This window comes from Aquabacterium sp. OR-4 (genome assembly GCF_025290835.2).
GTDB lineage: Bacteria > Pseudomonadota > Gammaproteobacteria > Burkholderiales > Burkholderiaceae_C > Pseudaquabacterium.
The window spans coordinates 21,777-44,307 of the sequence record NZ_JAOCQD020000001.1; the positions used below are offsets into that span (position 1 = coordinate 21,777).

22 protein-coding genes are annotated in these 22,531 nt (G+C 70.9%); 12 read left to right on the forward strand and 10 right to left on the reverse strand.

All coding sequences use genetic code 11. The features are described from left to right. Positions 1–22 precede the first annotated feature (22 nt). The gene (locus N4G63_RS00055; protein WP_260789510.1) at positions 23–1,477 is read right to left on the reverse strand and encodes an aldehyde dehydrogenase family protein; all 1,455 of its coding nucleotides are present in this window, start codon (positions 1,475–1,477) and stop codon (positions 23–25) included. Between the two features lie 107 nt (positions 1,478–1,584). Between N4G63_RS00055 and N4G63_RS00060 the strand changes: the two genes are divergently transcribed. Further along, positions 1,585–2,547, forward strand: a complete 963-nt coding sequence (locus N4G63_RS00060; protein WP_260789509.1) for an ABC transporter permease — start codon at positions 1,585–1,587, stop codon at positions 2,545–2,547. Between the two features lie 40 nt (positions 2,548–2,587). Next, complete coding sequence (locus N4G63_RS00065) at positions 2,588–3,466, forward strand: ABC transporter permease (protein WP_260789558.1); 879 nt, start codon at positions 2,588–2,590, stop codon at positions 3,464–3,466. Positions 3,467–3,745: 279 nt separating this feature from the next. Here the strand turns inward: N4G63_RS00065 and N4G63_RS00070 are convergent, their stop codons facing one another. Next, positions 3,746–4,747 (reverse strand): Bug family tripartite tricarboxylate transporter substrate binding protein, encoded by a 1,002-nt coding sequence (locus N4G63_RS00070; RefSeq protein WP_260789508.1) that lies wholly within the window; start codon positions 4,745–4,747, stop codon positions 3,746–3,748. A gap of 426 nt (positions 4,748–5,173) precedes the next feature. Here N4G63_RS00070 and infA point away from each other — a divergent pair, with 426 nt between their 5' ends. After that, complete coding sequence (gene infA, locus N4G63_RS00075) at positions 5,174–5,401, forward strand: translation initiation factor IF-1 (protein WP_260789507.1); 228 nt, start codon at positions 5,174–5,176, stop codon at positions 5,399–5,401. Positions 5,402–5,528: 127 nt separating this feature from the next. After that, on the forward strand, positions 5,529–7,322 hold the full coding sequence (locus N4G63_RS00080) for a PHA/PHB synthase family protein (protein WP_314599193.1): 1,794 nt from the start codon (positions 5,529–5,531) through the stop codon (positions 7,320–7,322). A gap of 26 nt (positions 7,323–7,348) precedes the next feature. Here N4G63_RS00080 and N4G63_RS00085 read toward each other — a convergent pair whose 3' ends face one another. Continuing rightward, a complete protein-coding gene (locus N4G63_RS00085) occupies positions 7,349–8,545 on the reverse strand; it encodes an amino acid aminotransferase (RefSeq protein ID WP_260789505.1) in 1,197 nt (398 codons plus the stop codon). Between the two features lie 57 nt (positions 8,546–8,602). Beyond that, positions 8,603–9,094, reverse strand: a complete 492-nt coding sequence (locus N4G63_RS00090) for a glutathione peroxidase (protein ID WP_260789504.1) — start codon at positions 9,092–9,094, stop codon at positions 8,603–8,605. 147 nt (positions 9,095–9,241) lie between these two features. Here N4G63_RS00090 and N4G63_RS00095 point away from each other — a divergent pair, with 147 nt between their 5' ends. Then, complete coding sequence (locus N4G63_RS00095) at positions 9,242–10,372, forward strand: response regulator (RefSeq protein WP_260789503.1); 1,131 nt, start codon at positions 9,242–9,244, stop codon at positions 10,370–10,372. Positions 10,373–10,487: 115 nt separating this feature from the next. Here the strand turns inward: N4G63_RS00095 and N4G63_RS00100 are convergent, their stop codons facing one another. Both N4G63_RS00100 and lplT read right to left on the reverse strand, forming a co-directional pair. Next, a complete protein-coding gene (locus N4G63_RS00100) occupies positions 10,488–11,372 on the reverse strand; it encodes a DMT family transporter (protein ID WP_260789502.1) in 885 nt (294 codons plus the stop codon). A 136-nt stretch (positions 11,373–11,508) separates the two neighbouring features. After that, entirely contained in the window at positions 11,509–12,786 is a 1,278-nt protein-coding gene (lplT, locus tag N4G63_RS00105) for a lysophospholipid transporter LplT (protein ID WP_314599194.1), read from the reverse strand. 255 nt (positions 12,787–13,041) lie between these two features. Here lplT and alr point away from each other — a divergent pair, with 255 nt between their 5' ends. Continuing rightward, positions 13,042–14,166 (forward strand): alanine racemase, encoded by a 1,125-nt coding sequence (alr, locus tag N4G63_RS00110; RefSeq protein WP_260789500.1) that lies wholly within the window; start codon positions 13,042–13,044, stop codon positions 14,164–14,166. On the opposite strand, the gene N4G63_RS00115 is transcribed toward alr, so the two are convergent. From N4G63_RS00115 to N4G63_RS00125, 3 genes are all read right to left on the reverse strand, one after another. Next, positions 14,100–14,831, reverse strand: coding sequence for a PEP-CTERM sorting domain-containing protein (locus N4G63_RS00115; RefSeq protein WP_260789499.1), 732 nt, complete (start codon positions 14,829–14,831; stop codon positions 14,100–14,102). The genes alr and N4G63_RS00115 overlap by 67 nt on opposite strands. A 217-nt stretch (positions 14,832–15,048) precedes the next feature. Beyond that, entirely contained in the window at positions 15,049–15,735 is a 687-nt protein-coding gene (locus N4G63_RS00120; RefSeq protein WP_260789498.1) for a choice-of-anchor E domain-containing protein, read from the reverse strand. Between the two features lie 434 nt (positions 15,736–16,169). Continuing rightward, positions 16,170–16,811: a LysE family transporter gene (locus N4G63_RS00125; protein ID WP_260789497.1), complete on the reverse strand. Its 642-nt coding sequence runs from the start codon at positions 16,809–16,811 to the stop codon at positions 16,170–16,172. A gap of 84 nt (positions 16,812–16,895) precedes the next feature. Between N4G63_RS00125 and radA the strand changes: the two genes are divergently transcribed. Beyond that, positions 16,896–18,257 carry a DNA repair protein RadA gene (gene radA, locus N4G63_RS00130; RefSeq protein ID WP_260789496.1) on the forward strand — a complete coding sequence of 454 codons (1,362 nt, stop codon included), beginning with the start codon at positions 16,896–16,898 and terminating at the stop codon, positions 18,255–18,257. 28 nt (positions 18,258–18,285) lie between these two features. After that, positions 18,286–18,729 carry a hypothetical protein gene (locus N4G63_RS00135; RefSeq protein WP_260789495.1) on the forward strand — a complete coding sequence of 148 codons (444 nt, stop codon included), beginning with the start codon at positions 18,286–18,288 and terminating at the stop codon, positions 18,727–18,729. A gap of 29 nt (positions 18,730–18,758) precedes the next feature. On the opposite strand, the gene N4G63_RS00140 is transcribed toward N4G63_RS00135, so the two are convergent. Then, positions 18,759–19,676, reverse strand: coding sequence for a spherulation-specific family 4 protein (locus N4G63_RS00140; protein ID WP_260789494.1), 918 nt, complete (start codon positions 19,674–19,676; stop codon positions 18,759–18,761). A gap of 132 nt (positions 19,677–19,808) precedes the next feature. Here N4G63_RS00140 and N4G63_RS00145 point away from each other — a divergent pair, with 132 nt between their 5' ends. The 4 genes from N4G63_RS00145 (at position 19,809) to N4G63_RS00160 (ending at position 22,495) form a co-directional block, all read left to right on the forward strand. Continuing rightward, positions 19,809–20,732 (forward strand): branched-chain amino acid transaminase, encoded by a 924-nt coding sequence (locus tag N4G63_RS00145; RefSeq protein WP_260789493.1) that lies wholly within the window; start codon positions 19,809–19,811, stop codon positions 20,730–20,732. A gap of 129 nt (positions 20,733–20,861) precedes the next feature. Further along, positions 20,862–21,068 (forward strand): zinc-finger domain-containing protein, encoded by a 207-nt coding sequence (locus N4G63_RS00150; protein WP_260789492.1) that lies wholly within the window; start codon positions 20,862–20,864, stop codon positions 21,066–21,068. Between the two features lie 33 nt (positions 21,069–21,101). Further along, positions 21,102–22,028 carry a formyltetrahydrofolate deformylase gene (gene purU / locus N4G63_RS00155; protein WP_314599195.1) on the forward strand — a complete coding sequence of 309 codons (927 nt, stop codon included), beginning with the start codon at positions 21,102–21,104 and terminating at the stop codon, positions 22,026–22,028. Positions 22,029–22,045: 17 nt separating this feature from the next. After that, on the forward strand, positions 22,046–22,495 hold the full coding sequence (locus N4G63_RS00160) for a YybH family protein (RefSeq protein ID WP_260789490.1): 450 nt from the start codon (positions 22,046–22,048) through the stop codon (positions 22,493–22,495). Positions 22,496–22,531 lie beyond the last annotated feature (36 nt).

Genomic DNA, 22,531 nt, shown 5'->3' on the forward strand with positions numbered 1-22,531 from the left:
GCGCGCGCCGGCCGGGCCGGTGTCAGTCGTGCTTGATGGCGATGGTCTTCAGCGACGAGAAGCCGTACAGCGCCTCGAAGCCCTTCTCGCGGCCGTGGCCCGAGTGCTTGACGCCGCCAAAGGGCAGCTCGATGCCGCCGCCGGCGCCGTAGTTGTTGATGAACACCTGGCCGCAGTGCAGCTTGCGCGCCATGCGCAGCTGGCGGCCGCCGTCGCGTGTCCAGACGCCGGCCACCAGGCCGAACTGGGTGCCGTTGGCGATGCGCAAGGCCTCGGCCTCGCCGTCGAACGGGATCATCACCTGCACCGGGCCGAAGATCTCTTCCTGCGCCAGGCGGTGGTCGGGCGTGGCCGGGGCCAGCAGCGTGGGCGGCACATAGCAGCCGCCAGCGGGCAGATCGGCCGGCAGCGCGGCCTGGGCGGCCACCTGCAGACCGGTGTCGCGCGCAACGGCCAGGAAGCCCTGCACGATCTCGCGCTGGCGCGGCGAGATCACCGGGCCCACGTCGGGGTCGGCCAGCGCCGGGCCCACGCGCAGCGCGGCATAACGCTCGGCCATGCGGCGCCTGACCTCGTCGAACACCGGCCGCTCCACCAGGATGCGGCTGGCGGCCGAGCAGGTCTGGCCACAGTTCTGGATGCCGGCGTTGACCAGAAAGGGCAGGGCCGCATCGAGGTCGGCATCGGCAAACACGATCTGCGGGCTCTTGCCGCCCAGCTCCAGCGTCACCGGGATGGTGTTGCGCGCTGCCGCGGTCTGGATCAGCTGGCCCACCGCCACCGAGCCGGTGAACGACAGGTGGGCCACACCGCGGTGCTGGCTGAGCGCCGCGCCGGCCTCCTCGCCCAGGCCCGGCACGATGTTGACGGCGCCGGCCGGAAAGCCCGCCTGCTGCGCCAGGTGGCCGAACATCAGCGCGGTGAGGCAGGCCTCCTCGGCGGGCTTGAGCACGCAGGCATTGCCCATGGCCAGCGCCGCGCCCACCGAGCGGCCGATGATCTGCATCGGGTAGTTCCAGGGCACGATGTGGCCGGTGACGCCATGCGGCTCGCGCAGCGTCAGCGCGGTGTAGCCGCTGGCGAACGGCAGGGTCTCGCCGTGCACCTTGTCGGCGGCGCCGCCGTAAAACTCGAGGTAGCGCGCCAGCGCCAGCGCATCGGCGCGGCCCTGCTTGAGCGGCTTGCCCACGTCCAGCGCCTCCAGCCGCGCCAGCTCGTCGGCCTGGGCCAGCACCAGGGCGCTCATCTTCAGCATCAGCCGGCCGCGCTCGGCGGCGGTGAGCGCACCCCAGGGGCCATCGAGCGCCGCCTGCGCGGCCTGCACCGCGGCGTCCACATCGGCGGCCGTGCCGCGGGCAATCTCGGCCAGCAGGCTGCCATCGCTGGGGTTGAGCAGGGGCAGCGTCTCGCCGCCGGCCGCGGCGCGCCATTGGCCGGCAATGAGCAGCAGGCGGGTGTCGAAGCCGATGGGGGCCATGGCGTGGGTCCTTGTGCGGCAGGCATGCCTGGGGTTTCTTCGGGCATCATAGGTTTCATGAAGGTCTCCAACTCGGGCTGCGTTGCCGGCCGCAACTGCAAGAAGGCATGAGCGTCTTCCTGGCCAAGCGCCTGGCCACGCTGCTGGCCACGCTGGTGGTGGCCTCGGTGCTGGTGTTCGCGGTGCTCGAGCTGCTGCCCGGCAACGTGGCCCAGGTGATCCTGGGCGAGACGGCCACGCCCGAGGCCGTGGCCGCGCTCGAGAAGAAGCTGGGCCTGGACCAGCCGGCGCTGGCGCGCTACCGCCACTGGGTGGGCGGCCTGCTGGCCGGCCGCACGGCCGACAGCTACAGCTACGGCACGCCCACCGCCGAGCTGATCACCGAGCGCCTGCAGGTCACCGTGCCGCTGGCCGCGCTGGCCATGGCGCTGACCACGGTGCTGGCGCTGGCCCTCGGCATCTACGCCGCCGCACGCCATCGCAAGCTGGGTGATCTGAGCGTGATGGCGCTCAGCCAGCTGGGCATTGCGATTCCCAATTTCTGGTTCGCCATCCTGCTGATCCTGGCCTTTGCGGTGAAGCTGCAGTGGGTCAGTGCCGGCGGATTTCCGGGCTGGACCGAGGACGACGGTGGCGGCCTGTGGGAGGGCACGCAGGCCCTTCTGCTGCCGGCCGTGGCGCTGGCCGTGGTGCAGGCGGCCATCCTGGCGCGGGTGACGCGCTCGGCGGTGGTGGACGTGATGCGCGAAGACTTCGTGCGCACCGCGCGCGCCAAGGGCCTGTCGGCGCGCGCCACGCTGTGGCGGCATGTGCTGCGCAACGCCATGATCCCGGTGCTCACCATCATGGGCCTGCAGTTCGCCAACCTGATCACCGGCACCATCGTGGTCGAGAACGTGTTCGTGCTGCCCGGCATCGGCCGGCTGGTGTTCCAGGCCATTGCCAACCGTGATCTGGTGGTGGTGCGCGATGTGGTGATGCTGCTGGTGGTGGTGGTGGTGGTGGTGAACTTTGCCGTCGACGTGCTGTATGCGCTGGTCGACCCGCGACTCAAGGCCAGCGATGCCTAGCCCCCACCCGAAGCGGCCGCAGGCCGCCGCCAAGCTGGCCATGGGGCGCCGCTGGTGGCCCGGCAAAGCCGGCGCCACGGTGGCCGCCGGGTTCTGGGCGCGCGCATGCCGTCACCCGAGCTTTCTGATCGGCGCGCTGCTGTCGGGCCTGCTGGTGGCCGCGGCGCTGCTGTCGCTGTTGTGGTCGCCCTACCCGCCGGCCGAGATCGACATCCCCAACAAGCTGGCACCGCCCTCGGCCGCGCACTGGCTGGGCACCGACAGCCTGGGCCGCGATCTGTTCAGCCAGCTGCTGGTGGGGGCGCAGAACTCCATCGTGGTGGGCGTGGTGGCGGTGGGCATCGGCGTGCTGCTGGGCGTGGCCCTCGGTGCCCTGGCCTCGGCGCGGCGCGGCTGGGTGGAAGAGCTGGTGATGCGCTTTGCCGACTTCACCTTCGCCTTCCCCGCACTGCTCACCGCCATCATGCTGGGCGCGATCTACGGCCCCGGGCTGCTGACCGGCATCGTGGCCATCGGCATCTTCAATGTGCCGGTGTTCGCGCGCATCACCCGCGGCGCGGCCAATGCGGTGTGGGCGCGTGAATACGTGCTGGCCGCGCGCGCGGCCGGCTTCGGGCCGGCGCGCATCACGCTCGACCATGTGCTGCCCAACATCGCCAGCGTCTTGATCGTGCAGGCCACGATCTCGTTTGCCACCGCCATATTGGCCGAGGCCGCGCTGAGCTACCTGGGTCTGGGCACCCAGCCGCCGCAACCCAGCTGGGGCCGCATGCTCAACGAGGCACAAACCCAGCTGTTTGCCGCCCCCATGCTGGCGGTGTGGCCCGGGCTGGCCATCGCGCTGAGCGTGCTGGGGCTCAACCTGATGGGCGACGGGCTGCGCGATCTGCTCGATCCACGCCTGGCCCGCCGCCGCTGATCGGAGCGGACGCCGGCCAAGCGACCGCCGGGTGCCCCGCGGCCCGGCGCCGGGCCGCCCCAAGCGGGCCGCGCACCCGCTCGGCGGGTGGCGGCGGTAGCCCGCCGCCGGGTGCCCCGCGGCCCAGCGCCGGGCCGCCCCAAGCGGGCCGCGCACCCGCCCGGCGGGTGGCGGCGGTACCCCGCCGCCGAGTGCCCCGCGGCCCAGCGCCGGGCCGCCCCAAGCGGGCCGCGCACCCGCTCGGCGGGTGGCGGCGGTACCCCGCCGCCGGGTGCCCCTTCACTGCGGCACGAAGCCGCTGGCCTTGATCACCTTGGCCCAGGCGGCGCTGTAGGCGCGCTCCTTGGCACCGAACTGCGCGCCGGGCACATGGCCCACGCTCAGGCCCATGGCGGTCAGGCGCTCCTTCACGTCGGGCAGGGCCACCACCTTGGCCAGCGCGGCCGAGAAGGCGTCGGTCACCGGCCTGGGCGTGCCGGCCGGGGCGAACACGCCGTAGAAGGGCAGATCCTCGAAGCCCGGCAGGCCCAGCTCGGCCAGCGTGGGCACGTCGGGCAGCTGGGCCTGGCGCTTGTCGCCCATCACCGCCACCACGCGCAGCTTGCCGTGGCGGTGGTTGTCGATGAAGTCGGGCACCGAGCCCAGGCCGGCACCGATCTGGTTGCCCAGCATGTCGGCCATCATCGGCGCGCTGCCGCGGTAGGGCGCGGCCACCAGGTCGAGCTTGTACTTCTCGGCCACCAGCCTGACCAGGAACTCGGGCACCGAGGCCGGCGCCGGGATGCCCACCGCGCCCTTGCCGCCGCCGGCGTTTTTCACCCAGGCCACGTACTCGGCCATGCTCTTGGCCGGCGTGCCGCCCGACACCGCCCAGGCATTGGCAAAGGTGGCAAAGCCGGCCACCGGCACGAAGTCATGCGCGGTGTCGAAGCCCGGCGTCTTGACCACCAGCGGCAGGATCGACACGGTGTGGTCGTGCGTCACGAAGAACGTGCTGCCGTCGGCCGGCGCACTCTTGAGCGCCTGCGCCGCCAGCTGGCCACCGGCGCCGGGCTTGTTCTCGACGATGACGTTGGCCCCGCCCAGCTCATCCTTGAGCTTCTCGGCCAGCAGCCGGGCGATGACGTCGCTGCCGCCACCGGCCGGAAAACCCACCAGCAGGCGCACGTTGCGCCCGGCCTGCGCCTGGGCCGGCGGCGCCAGCAGCGGCAGGGCCAGCGCGGCGGCCAGGGCGGGAACGGCAAGCGTGCGCAGCGCGCGGCGACGGGTCAGGCGGGACATCTTCAAGGGGCTCCACGGCAGGTCGGCGGCCCGGGATCGGGCCCAGCCTGACAGGATAGCGGCTGCCCGCAGGGCCAGCATCACGCTGACAACACCTTGCCAGGGCTTGCGGGTACAATCGTGGGTTGGTCAGAGGGTGCATACGAGGTTTTGGGCGCATTGCCCGGTCGCGTGTTCCACCTGCTCCACCCGAATGTCGCGCCACGCCGGCCATCCGCAACCGCGGCTGCTGGCGCCCCCCGCGAGCCTGCCGCGCCCCCTGCCAGGGCCCCCAGGTCGTCGGCCCATCGCCATGGGGCCGGCCGCGGGACGCGACCTTGTTTTCCTTTGCCTGCACCGGCGCTCGCGCGTGGTGGCGGGCGCGTTCCCCTGATCGCACCGGGCCTGTCGGCCCGGGCCCGAACCCACCTTTCCCAGGATCCGTTGATGGCCAAGGAAGAACTGATTGAAATGCGCGGCACCGTGCTCGAGGTGCTGCCCGACTCGCGCTACCGCGTCAAGCTCGAGAACGGCCATGAGCTGGTGGCCTACTCGGCCGGCCGCATGAAAAAGAACCACATCCGCATCCTGGCGGGTGATGCCGTCTCGCTGGAGCTGTCGGCCTACGACCTGACCAAGGGCCGCATCACCTTCCGCCACCTGGATCGCCGCTGATCCAGGGCCTGCCGCCCACCGCGGCTTGCGGTGGGTCAAGACCGGCGCGGGGCTGACATGCGCCGGTGACCTTCGCGTGCTATCTCTACGGCTTCAGTCGATCCGACTGCCTGCCGCAGAGACCGCGATGAGCCCCAATCCCCCCTCCCTGCACCTCGACGCCAGCGTCGACGAGGCCCGCAGCCATGCCGCCGCCGCGGCCTTCGACAGCGCCCTGCACGCGCGCCTGGCGCCGCTGTGGGGCGGGCTGTCGCCGATCTCGCTGGCGCTGGCCACGCTGGACTGGAGCCTGCACCTGGCCACCCAGCCCGCGCAGACGCTGCAGCTGGCGCTGCGTGCCGGCCAGGCCACCACGCGCTGGTGGACCGACAACCTCAACCACCACGACCTGAACGGCGACGCCGCCGCCGCCGGCCGGGTGGAAGACCTGCGCTTTTCCAACCTCGCCTGGCAACACTGGCCCTATGCGCCGATGGTGCGCGCCTACCTCGGCGCCGAGCAGTGGTGGCGCCAGGCCAGCAGCTTGCGCGGCATGGCCCCGCACCACCAGGAGATGACGCGCGTGTTCGCGCGCCAGTGGCTCGACATGCTGAGCCCGGCCAACGCCGGCCTGGCCAATCCCGAGGTGCTGCAGCGCACGCTGGCCAGCGGCGGCCGCAACCTGGCCCAGGGCCTGGGCAATGCGCTGGATGAATGGCGCGTGCGCCACGGCCTGGAGCCGCTGCACCCGCCCGAGCGCCCCTACCAGCCCGGCGTGGATGTGGCCATCACGCCCGGCCAGGTGGTGCACCGCAATGCGCTGGTGGAGCTGATCCAGTACGACCCGGCCACACCCACCGTGCAGGCCGAGCCGGTGTTCATCGTGCCCAGCTGGATCATGAAGTACTACATCCTCGACCTCTCGCCCGAGAACTCGATGGTGAAGTGGCTGGTGGGCCAGGGCCACACGGTGTTCATCCTGTCGTGGCGCAACCCCGACGAAGGCGACGCGCTAATGACCATGGAAGACTACCTGCAGCTCGGCATCCTGGACAGCCTGGCCGCCATCGCCCGTCTGGTGCCGGGTGAGGCCGTGCATGCCGCCGGCTACTGCCTGGGTGGCACGCTGCTGTCGATCGCCGCCGCGGCGCTGGCGCGGCCCGGTGCGGTGGCCCATGCCGCGCTGCTGCCGGCGCTGGCCAGCGTGTCGCTGCTGGCCGCCGAGACCGATTTCTCCGAGCCCGGCGAGATGGGCGTGCTGATCGACGAGAGCCAGGTCGCGCTGCTGGAAGACATGATGGCCGAGCGCGGCTTTCTCACCGGGCTGCAGATGGCCGGCAGCTTCCAGTTCCTGCACTCGCGCGAGCTGATCTGGAGCGCCAAGCTGCGCGAGGTGTGGCTGGGCGAGCACCTGCGCCCGAATGACCTGATGGCCTGGAACGCCGATGTCACGCGCATGCCCGCGGCCATGCACAGCGAGTACCTGCGCCGCTGCTACCTGCGCAACGAGCTGGCCGAAAGCCGCTACCCGGTGGAGGGCCGCCCGGTGGCGCTGGCCGACATCCGCCAGCCGATCTTCCTGGTGGGCACCGAGAAGGACCATGTCTCGCCCTGGAAGTCGGTCTACAAGCTGCATCGGCTGAGCGACACCGAGCTGTGCTTCGTGCTCACCAATGGTGGCCACAACGCCGGCATCGTCAGCGAGCCCGGCCACGCCGGCCGCCACTACGCCATGCGCACCAAGCCGGCCGATGGCGCCTGGGTGCCACCCGACGACTGGGCCGCCGGCGCCACGCGCCACGAGGGATCGTGGTGGAGCGCCTGGCACGACTGGTTGCTGGCCCACGGCAGCGGCCGCACCGTGCCGCGCCGCACCATCGACCCGACCGCGGCGCTGTGCGCCGCACCAGGCGAGTACGTGCGGGTGCGCTACAGCGACTGACCCGGCGGGCCGGCCGGGCGGCCTGGTCAGCCCGCCAGCACCGCCGCCATGCCGTCGGCCACCCGCGCCACGTTGGCGCTGCTCAGGCCCGCCACGCACATGCGGCCCGAGGCGATCAGGTACACCGCGTGCTCGTCGCGCAGACGCTGCACCTGGGCCGCGCTCATGCCGGTATAGCTGAACATGCCGCGCTGGCTCAGCAGGTAGCCGAAATCGTGGCCCGGCAGGCGCTGCACCAGAGCGTCGTGCAGCGCGCGGCGCAGGCCGGCGATGCGCTCGCGCATCTGCGCCACCTCGGCCTCCCACTGGGCGCGCAGGTCGGCCTCACCCAGCACCTTGGCCACCAGCTTGCCGGCATGGATGGCCGGGCTCGAATAGATGCGGCGCACGGTGGCCTTCAGCTGGCCCAGCACCAGATCGGCTTCGGCGGCCGTGGCGCACACGGCGCTGAGCGCGCCGCAGCGCTCGCCATACACGCTCATGCTCTTGGAGAAGCTGTTGGCCACGAAGAAGGTCAGGCCGGCGTCGGCCAGCGCGCGCACGGCGCCGGCGTCTTCGGCAATGCCCTCGCCATAACCCTGATAGGCCAGGTCGAGATAGGGCAGCAGTTCGCGCTCACGCAGCACCGGGATCAGCGCCTGCCACTGCGCGGGGCTCAGATCCACGCCGGTGGGGTTGTGGCAGCAGGCGTGCAACAGCACGATGCTGCGCGCCGGCAAGCCGCGCAGGCAGTCGAGCATGGCGTCGAAGCGCAGGCCACCGGTGGCGGTGTCGTAGTACGGATAGCTGTTCACCTGGAAACCGCTGCCCTCGAACATCGAGCGGTGGTTGTCCCAGGTCGGGTCGCTGACCCACACCGCCGACTGCGGCAGCCAGGTCTTGAGGAAATCAGCGCCCACCTTCAGGCCGCCCGAGGAGCCCACGGTCTGGATCGTGGCCACGCGCCCGGCGGCCAAGGCCGGGTGTTGCGCGCCCAGCAGCAGCTTGGCCACCTCGGCACGGCAGGCGGCATCGCCTTCCATCGGCAGATAGCCCTTGGCGCCACCCTCGGCCAGGATGCGCGCCTCGGCCTGCTGCACGCTGGGCAGCACCGGCAGGCGACCCTGCTCGTCGAAGTAGATGCCGATCGACAGGTTGACCTTGTGCGGCCGCGGGTCGGCCTGGAAGGCCGCCACCACGGCAAAGATCGGGTCGCCCGCATAGGGCTGGATGTGCTCGAACATCGAAGAAAGGCTCCCGCGCGCAGGAATGGCGCCCGTGATTATCGGGCGGCGGGCGCCTCAGCCCAGCGCGGCCTCGATGTCGGCGGCCAGCTTCTCGGGCGTGTCCTGCGGCGCGTAGCGGCGGATCACCCGGCCGTCACGGCCCACCAGGAACTTGGTGAAATTCCACTTGATCGCCTTGCTGCCCAGGATGCCCGGCGCCTCGGTCTTGAGCCACTGGTACAGCGGGTGGGCCTGGGCGCCATTGACCTCCACCTTGGCCATCATCGGAAAGCTGACGCCGTAGTTCAGCTCGCAAAACGATGCGATCTCGTCGTTGCTGCCGGGGTCTTGCCGGCCGAACTCGTTGCTTGGAAAGCCGATGATCACCAGGCCGCGCTCGCGGTACTGCTGCCACAGCCCCTCCAGGCCCTTGAACTGCGGCGTGAAGCCGCACTGGCTGGCGGTGTTGACCACCAGCAGCACCTGGCCGGCCAGCGTGGCCAGTTTCAAGGTCTTGCCGGTGATGTCTTGCGCGCTGAAGTCGGCGATCGACGCGGTGCTGCTCATGCTGATCCTCGACAAAAGTTGCGCGGTTCAGTGCCGCAGTTGACAGTGCGGGGCTCATGTTATCCCTAGTTCGCGCGATGGCCCGCATTGACGGTTAGACCCTATGCCGCCCACGATGGGTGCAACTACTCCAGGGAATCCTTCACCGTGCCATCGCCCGTCCGCATTGCCCTTCTCGGATTCAGTGAATTCGAGCGCAGTGCGCTGGTGTCGTATTTCCAGCTCACCGCCCAACGCCGCCCCAGCTACAGCCATGTGCTGGCCCTTGACGACGCCGATCTGGTGGTCGTTGACGCCGAGCAGCCCGGCACCCTGGCCCTGCTGCAGGAGCTCGACCGCAATGCCGACGCCGTGTTCGTCGGCGCCCATGGCTCGGGCGACGCCGCCGGCTGGATGATGCGGCCGATCAACCCCGCCCACGTGCTGCGCGAGCTTGACGCGCTGCTGGTGCGCCGCCACGGCCCCGTCGCAGGTGGCCACCCGAGCCAGGCCTCGGCCCATGCCGATGCCGATGCGTTTGCCGGCACCCAGCCCCAGGGCCTGGGCCGCGTGGCCGATGCGCGCCCCACGCCCAGCCCGGGCGGGCGCAACACCCGGCCCGACCTGCTGCTGGGCAGCATGGCGCCCACCCTGCCCACCGGCCTGTTTGGCGACCCGCTGTCCCCCGGGCCGCTGCGCACCATCGGCTCGGCTGCCGCGCTCACTGCCGGCCTGCCCGCGCACAACGGCCGCCGCGCCAATGACCGGGTCGACCTGGCCACCGCGCTGTCAACGCAGCAGCAGGCGGCCGAAGCCCGCCGGCGCCGCCGCGAGGCCGCGCTGCGGCCCGATGTGCTGCGCCGCGCGCTGCTGGTTGACGACAGCGAGGTGGCCCTGCACTTCCTGCGCCGCGAGCTCGAGCCCTACGGCCTGGTGGTGGATGTGGCGCGCGACAGCGAGCGCGCCCTCGACCTGCTGAGCCACCAGCCCTACGGCCTGGTGTTTCTCGACATCGACCTCGGCCCGCAAAGCCGCAGCGACGGCCTGGCGCTGTGCCACCGCATCCGCCACCAGCTGCTGCACCCGGGCGGGCGCGCGCCGGTGGTGGTGATGGTGTCGGCCTTTCACGAGGCGGTGGATCAGGTGCGCGGCACGCTGGCCGGCGCCGAGGCCTTTCTGGCCAAGCCGCTCGACTTTGCGGTGCTCGATGGCCTGATGCGCCGCCATGGCTTCAGCCGCCAGGCACCGGCGGCCACCGAGACCACCATCACCCAGCCGCTGGCCCGGCACCGCGTCTGACTGGCCAGTGGCCGGGGCGCACGGCAGCGCACGGCCATCGGCTACCAGCCACAAGCCACCAGCCATTCACCATCGGCCATTGGTCAGACCAAGGCCAGCGCGCGGCCCATCGCGGTCAGTCGCGCTGCCAGGCAGCGAGCAGTGCCGCCCCCACGATCAGCAGCGCGCCAAGCGCCGTGCGGGCGTCCAGCGTGCCGGCGCCGAGGGCCAGCGACGACAGGCTGGCGAAGGCCACCTCGCTGACCATGATCACCGAGGTGGTGTTGGCCGGCAGCCGGGCCGCACCGAACTGCAGCGCCAGGTTGGCCAGCAGAAACCAGGCCGCCAGCAGCACCGCGGCCAGCACCCAGCCGGCGGCCAGCGGTGGTGGCGGCGCAATCTGCCCGCCGCGGGTGAGCGCCAGCGCCAGGGCGCCAGCCACCAGCGCGCCGCCGGCAAACATCGCCAGCGCCCGGGCCGATTCGCTGCGGTGGGCCTCGCGGCGCAGCATCACGTTGTTCAGCGCAAAGCTGAACCCGCCCAGCAGCGACAAGCCATCGGCCAGGCCCAGGCCCGGCCCCGCCGCCAGCCCGTGGGCCGGCCACAGCACGACGGCGGCGCCCGCCAGGGCCAGCGCCACGCGCCACATGCCGCGCGCGCTGATGCGCTCGCCCAGCAGCAGGCGCGAGAGCAGCGCCGTCCACAGCGGCATCAGGTAGAACAGCAGCACCACGCGCACCACGTCGCCGATGCTCACCGCCCAGTTGAAGCAGGCATTGGTGGTGCCCGCGCCGGCCACCAGCACCCACAGCACCGGCGTGCGCAGCAGCTCGCCCAGCGCGCCGGGCCGGCGCAGCACCAGGATCAGGCTGGCCGCGCCGAAGGCGATCACCGTGAGCCACAGCGCATGCAGCCCCAGCCCGGCCATGGCCCGAAACGGCCACCAGCTCACACCCCAGGTCAAGGCGTTGAACAGCAAGGCCAGCGCGGCCAGCGCGCCTGGCGAACGCAGGGCGCTCACGGGCAGCAGGTGGCGGTTCGTCCGCTAGATGCCGGGTGCATCGTGCCCAGCCCGCCGGCGCCGGGCCGCCCCAAGGCGGCGGGCCAACCCGCCCCGCGGGTGGCGGCGCGTCCGCGCGACGCCGGGTGCCCCATGCCTAGTGCTTGTCGGACCGCGCGATCGCGAGCAGGCGTTCGACCTCGTCGCGGTGGTCCACCAGGTTGCGCTGGTGCCAGCGGCGGATCACCAGCATCGTGCCGGCCACCACGCTGCCCAGTGCGGCAATCGCGATGAAGGCCGAGAAGCCCATCTTGGTCAGGCCGGTGTAGAACGCGCCAATGGCCAGGATGCAGGCCTGCTCGTTGAAGTTCTGTACCGCGATCGAGCGGCCGGCACCCATCAGGTTGTGGCCGCGGTGCTGCAGCAGCGCGTTCATCGGCACCACCAGGTAGCCGCCGGCCGCGCCCAGCAGCAGCAGGAACGGAACAGCCACCCAGATGTCGCGGATGCCGTTCAGGCCGATGGTCAGCAGGCCCATCGCGATGCCCAGCGGGATCACGCCGGTGGCCTTGTCCAGGCGCATGCGTGCCGAGGCCCACACGGCGCCCACCGCCACGCCCACCGAGACCACGCCCGCCAGGTTGGAGGCCTGGGTGGTGGTGTAGCCAAGTGCCGCGGCAGCCCACGGAAACACGATGATGCGCAGGTTGCCGCCGAAGCCCCAGAACACCGTGGTGGTGGCCAGCGAGATCTGGCCGAGCTTGTCGCGCCACAGACGGGCGTTGCAGTCGGTGAAGTCGCGCAGCAGGGCCAGCGGGTTGGTCTCGAGCACCTGCAGCGGCGCCTCGGTGCGCGGGATGAACAGGTTGAAGGCCGCCGCGATGATGTACACGCCGACCATGATCACGATGGCCGCCTCGGGCGCCGTGTCGATGCCGGTGTGGAAGGCCGGCAGGTCGAAGCCCAGCAGCATCGGCGAGAGCTTGGGCCCGACCAGCTGGCCGCCCAGCACGATGCCCAGGATCACCGAGGCGATGGTCAGGCCCTCGATCCAGCCATTGGCCTTGACCAGCTGCGAGGGTGGCAGCAGCTCGGTGAGGATGCCGTACTTGGCCGGCGAGTAGGCCGCCGCGCCCAGACCCACCACCGCATAGGCCAGCAGCGGGTGGCCGCCAAACAGCATCATCAGGCAGCCGACCACCTTGATCGTGTTGCTGATGAACATCACGCGGCCCTTGGGCACGGCGTCGGCAAAAGCGCCGACGAAGGGCGCCAGCACCACGTAGAACAGCGCGAACATCGGCGTCAGCGCCGGGATCTGCCAGGCCGGGGCCTGCGATTGGCGCAGCAGTTCGATGGCAGCAACCAGCAGCGCGTTGTCAGCCAGCGAGCTGAAGAACTGCGCCGACATGATGGTGTAGAAGCCTTTTTTCATCCGCCGCGCGGGGCGCACCCCAACCGTCCTTCGCCAACCGGCAGACCGCTGCCGCCCAACACCATCACCATCACTGCCATCGTGCCCGGCGCTGCCGCCGGGCGGCGGAACAATCCGCCGGCCGGCCGGCCGAGTGCGGCGCGGTTATAGCACGGGGGGGCGACGCCAAGTCCCGTTTGACAGCGGCTTGGCACTCCGGTGGTGGCAGCTCGGCTGGCAGAATCCGGCGGGTTGCCGCCTTCGCCTGCCCTGCCCGTGCCCCGTCCGATCGAAGCCCTGATCCACCCCGACGCGCTGGCGCACAACCTGGGCCGCGCGCGCGCACTGGCGCCCGATGCCCGGCTGTGGGCGGTGGTCAAGGCCAACGCCTATGGCCACGGCATCGAGCGGGTGTTCGACGCCCTGCGCAGCGCCGACGGCTTTGCGCTGCTCGACCTGGCCGAGGCCGAGCGCCTGCGCGCGCTCGACTGGCGCGGCCCGATCCTGCTGCTGGAAGGCTGTTTCGATGCGCGCGACCTCGAGCTGTGCTCGCGCCTGAACCTCTGGCACGTGGTGCACTGCGAGGCCCAGATCGACTGGCTGGCGGCGCACAAGACGCACCAGCCGCACCGCGTGTTCCTGAAGATGAACAGCGGCATGAACCGCCTGGGCTTCACGCCCACGGCGTTTCGCGGCGCCTGGGTGCGGCTGAACGCGCTGCCCCAGGTGGACGAGATTTCGCTGATGACGCACTTTGCCGATGCCGACGGCCCGCGCGGCATCGCCCACCAGGTGGCGGCCTTCGAGGCCGCCACGCACGACCTGCCGGGTGAGCGCAGCCTGGCCAACAGCGCCGCCATCCTGCGCCACCTGGGCCCGGCCGCCGCCGGCAGCGCCGCGCTGCGCAACGACTGGGTGCGCGCCGGCATCCTGAGCTACGGCTGCGCTCCCGATTTTCCCGAGCACGACATTGCCCACTGGCAGCTGCAGCCGACCATGACGCTGCGCTCGCGCCTGATCGGCGTGCAGGCGCTGCAGCCTGGCGACACGGTGGGCTACGGCAGCCGCTTCACCGCCGAGCAGGCCATGCGCATCGGCATCGTGGCCTGCGGCTATGCCGACGGCTACCCGCGCCACTGCCCCACCGGCACGCCGGTGCTGGTGGAGGGCCAGCGCACCCGCACCGTGGGTCGGGTGTCGATGGACATGCTGGCGGTCGACCTGACGCCGGTGCCCGGCGCGCAGATCGGCAGCGAGGTCACGCTGTGGGGCCGCGGCCCGCGCCAGGCACTGCTGCCGATCGACGAGGTGGCCCAGGCCGCCGGCACCATCGGCTACGAGCTGATGTGCGCGCTGGCCCCGCGCGTGCCGGTGCGGGGTGACACCGAGCCCGCCGCCTGATCCCGGCGACGGCAAGCACCCAGGCCCAGCGCCGCCAGGCCGCCCAGCCACAGCGCCACGGTGGCCGGCTCAGGCACCGCCTGCACCTCGATCTGCACCGACAGCGTGTTCAGCGCGCCGCCCAGATCCGACTCGGTCTGCAGGCGCGGGTAGCTGTAGCCCCAGCTGTCGCAGACGAGGTACACGCCCTGTTCGGGATCACCGCTGTTGTAGCAGTAGCGGGTGGCGAGTTCGGCCTCGTCAACGCGGGTGCGCCGCAGCGCGAAGCTGCCCGAGGCGCTCACCAGGTAGCTGCCGGGCGCGTCGAATTGCATCTGGAAGCCGAAGCTGCCGGCCGGGCCGCTGGGCGGCTGCTCGCTGAACGACAGCAGCTGCGGGCCCGACACCTGCACCTCGATGCCCAGCGCCGTGGTGCTCTCGGTCCAGTACCAGTTCATCAGCCATTCGTTGCTGCCTTCCACCGCCGCCGGCTCCACCGGGTTGTTGCCACCGCCGCTCTGGAACTCGCCCTGGATGCTCCAGCCCACGCCAAAGCCGACGCTGCTGCCGGCGGACACCTGCGTGGCGCCGGCCTGCAGCCAGTCGAGCTGGCCCTGGCTCCAGGCCGGTGAGGCCAGACTGGTGAGGCCTGCCGCCAGCCAGGCGGCAAAAAATGGGCGGTGCATGGGCGGTCTCCTGTGCGGCGCCCGATCTGAACGCCGGGTGGTGGGATGTGCCGCGCGGCCGGGCCGCGCTGGCACACCGGCACCATCCCGCCGCCAGGTGACGGCGTCCATCCCCAAGGTTTCACCACCGCCGCGAACCGGGCGCCGGGGGCGGGATGGGCGCGACAGCCCAACGGCCGCCGCCCACCCCGCCATCACCGCCCAAGGCGGTGCGCGATCAGACCTTGCGGCGACGCGACAGGCCCATGCCGGCCAGCGCCAGGCCCACCAGGGCCAGCGACGCGGGCTCGGGCACGGTCGGCGGCGGGGTCAGCGGATCGAAGGTGTACGCCAGTTGCGCACCGCAGGAGGCATCGGTCATCTGCGCCAGGTTGACGTTGCCGCCGATGACCGTGTTGGTCATGCTGGCCAGCGCGTTGCAGCTCAGGCTGAACGAGCCACCACCGGCGACCTGCAGCGACGACAGGATGCTGCTCAGGTCGATGGTGACGGTGTCGGCATCCATCAGGTCGGCATACACGGCCGAGCCGCCGGAGGCCAGGGTTTGAACGCCCGTGGGCCCCTGGGACATCGAGAACTGGAACAGCGGGTCCAGCAGCGTGTCGAGGGCGCCCACCGACGAGTCGAAGCCCATGTCAACGCCGGTGGCCGTGCGAAAGCGCGAGGCCGTCACGGCATTGGCCGTGATCGTGGTCTTCATGCTGCCCGTGAGGATCAGCGAAGCGCCGGTCAGCGTGCCGGTGTTGCTGTCGAACAGGTCGAGGCTGCCGCTCAGCGCGGGGCCGGCGCCGACCACGCCCACGTCGCCAAAGCTGGTCAGGGACGGGCCGAGGTTCAGCACCAGGCCCGCCTGGGCGCCTGCGGTGGACAGCAGCGCTGCGGCCATGACGGCCGCCAATTTCATCTTTCGCATCTCAACTCCGAGTTTGTAAGGGATTGCATCGAACGAGTACCAATCCGGCACCCGGAGTAGGAGGTTGCTATTTTTGTTCCAGCCGAAAAATACTTTACGAATCAAGGGCTTGAATAAGCCGTGACGGATTCACTGCGAGTATTCGTCAAAAGTATCGACGAAAATAAGCAAGGCGGTTTGTTAAAAGGTTGACGGATTATATTGAGACCACCCCACAAGAATGGGTTGACTCTTTTCTTTCATATTCATTGTGAGCGTCCAGCGCCAAGCGGCGCCGCCGGGACTGCTGCCGCGCGGCCACGGCCCTGGCCGCCGCCGCCGGGCGATCGCCCCCTGGTTTCAGGGGGCCGGGGGCATCCAGGCCGCAGGGCCGCGTAACCCGGGGCCGACCGTGCCGCAGGGGCCAGCCGGCGCGCCGGCGCCGCTCAGGCGCGCTTGAACAAGGCCAGCGCGGTGCCGGCGGCCACGAACAGGCTGCCCATGCCGCGGTTCACCCAGCGCATGCGGCGCGGCACAGCCAGCACCGATTGCAGCCGGCTGGCCAGCGCCACGTAGCCGCTCATCACCAGGCACTCCACCACGCCGAAGGTCAGGCCGATCACCGCGTACTGCGGCGCCACCGGCGCGCTGGTGTCGATGAACTGCGGCAGCACGGCCAGCAAGAACACCGTGCCCTTGGGGTTCAGCGCATTGACGCCCCAGCCGCGCAGCACCAGCGCGCCGCGGCCGGTTGGCGCGGCCGCAGTGCCGGCGCCGGTGGCTGCGGCCACCTGCAGGCCCAGCGCCGGCGCGCGCCATTGCTGCACGCCCAGCCACACCAGGTAGGCCGCACCCACCCACTTGACCAGCGTGAAGGCCAGCTCCGAGGTGGCCAGCACCGCCCCCAGGCCCACGCTGACCACCAGGGTCTGCGTCCACACACCCAGCAGCAGGCCGAAGGCGATGGACTGGCCGCGCGCGAAGCCATGCGACAGCCCGGCTCCCATGGCCGCCAGGGCGCCCGGGCCGGGCGACAGGCTGATGGCCAAGGTGGCAATGAAGAACGGAATCCAGACCGACCAGCTCATGACATCCCGGGTGCAAGGCAGCGAAGGGTGGCGGTTGTAGCACGCAGGCCGGCGGCGCCCGCCCGGCCGACGACAATCGCCCGCATGGCCAAGGAGAAAACCCAGTACACCTGCACCGCCTGCGGCGGCGTCAGCCCCAAATGGCTGGGCAAGTGCCCGCATTGCGGCGAATGGAACACGCTGGAGGAAACCGTGGCCGAGGCCAGCGGCGCCGCACGCCACCGCTACCAGGGCCTGGTGAAGGCCCAGGCGGTGGCCAACCTGGCCGAGATCGAGGCCGCCGATGTGGAACGCACGCCCACCGGCCAGCCCGAGCTCGACCGCGTGCTGGGCGGCGGCATTGTGGCCGGCGGCGTGGTGCTGATCGGCGGCGACCCCGGCATCGGCAAGAGCACCCTGCTGCTGCAGGCGGCCGAGACCCTGTCGTCGCAGATCAAGGTGCTCTACGTCACCGGCGAGGAGTCGGGCGCCCAGGTGGCGCTGCGTGCACGGCGCCTGGGCCTGGCCGGCACCCAGCTGCGTGTGCTGGCCGAGATCCAGCTCGAGAAGATCCAGGCCGCGCTGGCCAACGAGCAGCCCGACTTCTGCGTCATCGACTCGATCCAGACGCTGTACTCCGACCAGCTCACCAGCGCGCCCGGCAGCGTGGCCCAGGTGCGCGAGTGCGCCGCCCAGCTGACCCGCACCGCCAAGGCCAGCGGCTGCGCCATCGTGCTGGTGGGCCATGTCACGAAAGAAGGCGCCATTGCCGGCCCGCGCGTGCTGGAGCACATCGTCGACACGGTGCTGTACTTCGAGGGCGACACGCACAGCAGCTACCGCCTGGTGCGCGCCATCAAGAACCGCTTCGGCGCGGTCAACGAGATCGGCGTGTTCGCGATGACCGAGAAGGGCCTGAAGGGTGTGAGCAACCCCAGCGCGATCTTCCTGTCCACCCACGGCGCGCCGGTGCCGGGCAGCTGCGTGCTGGTCACGCTGGAGGGCACGCGGCCGCTGCTGGTGGAGATTCAGGCGCTGGTGGATTCGGGCGGGCCTAGCCCGCGGCGCCTCAGCGTGGGCCTGGAACGCGACCGCCTGGCCATGCTGCTGGCCGTGCTGCACCGCCATGCCGGCGTGCAGTGCAGCGACCAGGACGTGTTCGTCAACGCCGTGGGCGGCGTGCGCATCAGCGAGCCGGCGGCCGACCTGGCGGTGCTGCTGGCCATCCAGGGATCTTTGCGCGGCAAGCCGCTGCCGCAGGGCTTTCTGGCCTTTGGCGAGGTGGGCCTGGCCGGCGAGGTGCGGCCCGCGCCGCGCGGCCAGGAGCGCCTGAAGGAGGCCGCCAAGCTGGGCTTCAGCGTGGCCCTGGTGCCCAAGGCCAATCTGCCGAAAAAGCCGATCGAGGGCCTGACGGTGCACGCCATCGAGCGCATCGACGAGGCCATCGACCTGGTGCGCGGCCTGTGACCACCCGGCGCGCACCGACAATCGGGCCATGACTTCGGCAATCTTCGGTTCGGCGGCCTTTGGCTGGCTGCTGGCACTGGCCGCGCTGCTGGCCGGCTGGTTCACCTATGGCTGGCCCGGCGTGGCGCTGGCCTTTTCGGTCATCGTGTTCTGGCTGCTGCTGCAGTTCAGCCGCGCCATGCGCGCGATGCGCCAGGCCACCGGCGCGCCGGTGGGCGAGGTGGCCAGCGCGGTGATGCTGAACGCCCGGCTGCGCCAGGGCCTGCGGCTGATGGACATCATCGGCATGACCCGCAGCCTGGGCGAAAAACTGGCCGACACGCCCGAGAGCTTTCGCTGGCGCGATGCCGGCGGCAGCAGCGTGACGGTTGAACTGCGCGCCGGCCGCTGCGTGCGCTGGACGCTGCACCGGCCGGAAGTGCCGGAAGCGCCCGAGGCGCCCGCCGCCAACACCCCGGCCGGCGCGGCCTGAACGCCCCTCGGGGCGCCGCGCTCAGCCGCTCAGGCCCGGCCGCCCGGCCGGCGCCCGGCGGCCCCCACCAGGCCCGCCAGGCCCAGCAGCCACAGCGCCCAGGTGGCTGGCTCGGGCACCGCGGCGGCGTTGATCGCCCGGATGGCCTGCACCTCTTCGGCCCAGTAGCTGGGCAGCACGTCGAAGGGGTTGGTGTCCACCGCGCTGCCGGGCAGGTAGCGGTCGTCGGTGATGTAGATGTAGCCGGCGCGGCGCGCCACCGCCTGGGCGAGCAGGCCGCGCATCTGGTCGGCCGAGGCCACGTTGTAGTGGATGTGGGCCTGGCGCGCGGGCGCGGCGCTGAGCATCCAGGGCTCGGCCGGCGCGGTGTTGCTGTAGTCGCCGCGGCCCTGCTCGAAGCTCATCACCGTGTCCACCAGCGCGGCGCTGGCGGCGGGAACCGGCGCACCCGGGTTGCCCACCAGCTGCCAGTCGGGGTGGGCGCTGCGCAGCGCCTGCGACACGGTGCTGTAGTAGGCCAGCGCGGCGTCGCCGCCCATCTCGTCGAGGAAGATGCCGTCCACCGGGTAGAACTCGGCATAACGCTCGGCCTGCGCCAGCACGGTGGCCGCGCTGCGCTGCTCGCCGGCCACGGCGCACTGGTCGGTGCCGTAGCAGGTGTACACATAGCCCAGCACGCGGCCCCCGGCGGCGCGGAAGTCGTTCACCGCGGACAGGTAGTTCGGGTCTTGCGCCGTGCCCGGGCCGCTGCCAGGGTTGAGGATGGCCGTCACGGCCACGCCCTGGCTCAGCGCCTGCTGCATCTCGCGCCACATGTTGCGCTGCGCCGGATCCCACACCGGCGGGTAGAAGTAAGCGGGCACCAGCAGCTCCAGCGCCTGTGCCGGGCCCAGCGCCAGGGTCAGGGCGGCGGCGGCCAGCGCCCCGCGGGTTCTTGAAAACGTCATCGTGTGAATCCTCCCGGCGTGGATGATGGCGCGGTGCCCCTGGCCAGGCACCCCCTACGCTGAGGCGTGAACGGCGCACGATTGCCTAGAATCCGGGGTTCTTCTCTCTACCCAACTGCGCAAAGGCTCCCCATGTCGATGTCCGACCGTGACGGCAAGATCTGGATGGACGGCGAGCTCGTCGACTGGCGTGACGCCAAGATCCACGTGCTGTCCCACACGCTGCACTACGGTTGCGGCGCCTTCGAGGGTGTGCGCGCCTACAACACGGCCGACGGCACGGCCATCTTCCGCCTGCGCGAGCACACCGAGCGCCTGTTCAACAGCGCCAAGATCCTGCGCATGAAGATCCCCTTCTCGCTCGAGCAGGTCGAAGAGGCGCAAAAGCAGGTGGTGCGCGAAAACAAGCTCGAAAGCTGCTACCTGCGTCCGCTGGTGTGGATCGGCGACCAGAAGCTGGGCGTCAGCCCCAAAGGCAACACCATCCACCTGATGGTGGCGGCCTGGGCCTGGGGCGCCTACCTGGGCGAAGAAGGCCTCAAGCGCGGCATCCGCGTCAAGACCAGCAGCTACACCCGCCACCACGTCAACATCACGATGACCCAGGCCAAGGCGGTGAGCAACTACACCAACTCGATCCTGGCCAACATGGAGGTCACCGACGAGGGCTACGACGAGGCGCTGCTGCTCGACTCGGCCGGTTTCGTCAGCGAAGGCGCGGGCGAGAACATCTTCGTCATCAAGAACGGCGTGGTCTACACGCCCGACCTTTCGGCCGGCGCGCTCAACGGCATCACGCGCAACACCATCTTCGCGATCTGCCAGGATCTCGGCCTCGAGCTGAAGGAAAAGCGCATCACCCGCGACGAGGTCTACATCTGCGACGAGGCCTTCTTCACCGGCACCGCCGCCGAGGTGACGCCGATCCGCGAACTCGACCGCATCGAGCTGGGCAGCGGCAGCCGCGGCCCGATCACCGAAAAGATCCAGGCCGCGTTCTTCGACATCGTCAACGGCCGCAATCCGAAGTACGCCGCCTGGCTGAGCAAGGTGTAAGCCCCGGCCGCCTGGCGGCCGCCCCCGAGGGGCGACGACGCCGGCCCGGCAAACCCGGAACCGGCGTCGCCCTTCGCTCCTCATCGCCCCTGGTCGCCCGAGGCGACCTGTCCCCGAGGGACCCAAGTCATGAGCAACACGCAATCCATCGTCGAAGTGCTGGCCAAGGACGTGCAAGGCCCGGGCGTCGTGCCCTGCCCGAACCCCGCCATGGCCCTGTGGAGCAACCACCCCCGCGTGTACGTCGACGTGGCCCACGAGGGTGGCGGCAAGTGCCCGTACTGCGGCACCGTCTACCGGCTCAAGGCCGGTGAAGTGCTGCAGCACGGGCATTGAGTGCATGCACCCGCACCACCGCTTCAAGAGCGAATGCCCCCTCGGGGCGACGGCACGCAGCGCCTTGGGGGCCCATTGAACCGCGCGCAAGAATTTGTCCTGACGCTCAGCTGCCGCGACACCACCGGCATCGTCTACGCCGTCTCGGGCCTGCTCTACCAGGCCGGCTGCAACATCATTGATTCGCAGCAGTTCGGCGATGTGCAGGGCGACGACGCCACCGGCCTGTTCTTCATGCGCGTGCACTTCGCCGCGCCGCAGCACCTGGCCGACGGCGCCATGCTGGCCAACCTGTTCGGCCATGTGCGCCAGCAGTTCGGCATGGATGCGCGCTTCCACGCCGTGGCCGCGCGCCCGCGCCTGCTGCTGATGGTGAGCCAGCACGGCCACTGCCTGAACGACCTGCTGTTTCGCGTGCAGAGCGGGCAGCTGCAGGTCGACATCCCGGCCATCGTGAGCAACCACACCGCGTTCGCGGCGCTGGCCGAAAGCTACGGCATCCCCTTCCACCACCTGCCGCTGCCCACCGGCGCCGACGCCGCCACCAAGCGTGCGCAAGAGCAGCGCATCGAGGCCCTGGTGGAGGCCGAGCAGATCGACCTGGTGGTGCTGGCGCGCTACATGCAGATCCTGAGCCCCGAGCTGTGCACGGCGCTCAAGGGCCGGGCGATCAATATCCACCACAGCTTTCTGCCCAGCTTCAAGGGCGCCAAGCCCTACTACCAGGCGCATGCCCGCGGCGTGAAGCTGATCGGCGCCACGGCGCACTACGTCACCGCCGATCTCGATGAGGGCCCGATCATCGAGCAGGACGTGGCCCGGGTCGACCACTCGCTGTCGGCCGACGACCTCACGGCCCAGGGCCGCGATGTCGAGAGCGTGGTGCTGGCCCGCGCCGTGCGCTGGCACGTGGAACGCCGCGTGCTGATGAACGGCCACAAGACCGTGATCTTCCGCTGACCCCGAGGCCCGCCGCCATGCCCCGCCGCCCCGCCCACGCCGCCCACCTGCTGAGCACGCCCGACGAGGTGGAGGCGCAGTTCTACGAGGCGCTGCGCGAGGGCGACCTCGACAAGCTGATGGCCGTCTGGGCCGACGACGACGAGGTGGTGTGCGTGCACCCCGGCGGCCCGCGCCTGGTGGGCCACGGCGCCGTGCGGGCGGCCTTCGAGGCCATCTTCGCCAGCGGCCGCATCAACCTGCAGATCGAGCGCGTGCGCCGCGTTCAAAGTGCCGATGCGGCCATGCACAGCCTGGTGGAGCGGGTGCACATCAACACCACCGAGGGCACGCAGGTGGGCCATGTGCTGGCCACCAATGTGTACCTGCGCACCGCCCAGGGCTGGCGCCTGGTGGCCCACCACGCCAGCCCCGGCACGCCCGACGAGCCGGCCGAGGTCATCGAGGCGCCGTCGGTGCTGCACTGAATCCATGCGACCCCCACCTTGCTTCGCTCCTGCCCC

Bases quoted from the DNA above. Each gene is read 5' to 3' on its own strand.
- N4G63_RS00055 (WP_260789510.1), bottom strand. From the start codon at position 1,477: ATGGCCCCCATCGGCTTCGACACCCGCCTGCTGCTCATTGCCGGCCAA.
- N4G63_RS00060 (WP_260789509.1), top strand. From the start codon at position 1,585: ATGAGCGTCTTCCTGGCCAAGCGCCTGGCCACGCTGCTGGCCACGCTG.
- N4G63_RS00065 (WP_260789558.1), top strand. From the start codon at position 2,588: ATGGGGCGCCGCTGGTGGCCCGGCAAAGCCGGCGCCACGGTGGCCGCC.
- N4G63_RS00070 (WP_260789508.1), bottom strand. From the start codon at position 4,747: ATGTCCCGCCTGACCCGTCGCCGCGCGCTGCGCACGCTTGCCGTTCCC.
- infA (WP_260789507.1), top strand. From the start codon at position 5,174: ATGGCCAAGGAAGAACTGATTGAAATGCGCGGCACCGTGCTCGAGGTG.
- N4G63_RS00080 (WP_314599193.1), top strand. From the start codon at position 5,529: ATGAGCCCCAATCCCCCCTCCCTGCACCTCGACGCCAGCGTCGACGAG.
- N4G63_RS00085 (WP_260789505.1), bottom strand. From the start codon at position 8,545: ATGTTCGAGCACATCCAGCCCTATGCGGGCGACCCGATCTTTGCCGTG.
- N4G63_RS00090 (WP_260789504.1), bottom strand. From the start codon at position 9,094: ATGAGCAGCACCGCGTCGATCGCCGACTTCAGCGCGCAAGACATCACC.
- lplT (WP_314599194.1), bottom strand. From the start codon at position 12,786: ATGAAAAAAGGCTTCTACACCATCATGTCGGCGCAGTTCTTCAGCTCG.
- N4G63_RS00115 (WP_260789499.1), bottom strand. From the start codon at position 14,831: ATGCACCGCCCATTTTTTGCCGCCTGGCTGGCGGCAGGCCTCACCAGT.
- N4G63_RS00120 (WP_260789498.1), bottom strand. From the start codon at position 15,735: ATGAAATTGGCGGCCGTCATGGCCGCAGCGCTGCTGTCCACCGCAGGC.
- N4G63_RS00125 (WP_260789497.1), bottom strand. From the start codon at position 16,811: ATGAGCTGGTCGGTCTGGATTCCGTTCTTCATTGCCACCTTGGCCATC.
- radA (WP_260789496.1), top strand. From the start codon at position 16,896: ATGGCCAAGGAGAAAACCCAGTACACCTGCACCGCCTGCGGCGGCGTC.
- N4G63_RS00135 (WP_260789495.1), top strand. From the start codon at position 18,286: ATGACTTCGGCAATCTTCGGTTCGGCGGCCTTTGGCTGGCTGCTGGCA.
- N4G63_RS00140 (WP_260789494.1), bottom strand. From the start codon at position 19,676: ATGACGTTTTCAAGAACCCGCGGGGCGCTGGCCGCCGCCGCCCTGACC.
- N4G63_RS00145 (WP_260789493.1), top strand. From the start codon at position 19,809: ATGTCGATGTCCGACCGTGACGGCAAGATCTGGATGGACGGCGAGCTC.
- N4G63_RS00150 (WP_260789492.1), top strand. From the start codon at position 20,862: ATGAGCAACACGCAATCCATCGTCGAAGTGCTGGCCAAGGACGTGCAA.
- purU (WP_314599195.1), top strand. From the start codon at position 21,102: ATGCCCCCTCGGGGCGACGGCACGCAGCGCCTTGGGGGCCCATTGAAC.
- N4G63_RS00160 (WP_260789490.1), top strand. From the start codon at position 22,046: ATGCCCCGCCGCCCCGCCCACGCCGCCCACCTGCTGAGCACGCCCGAC.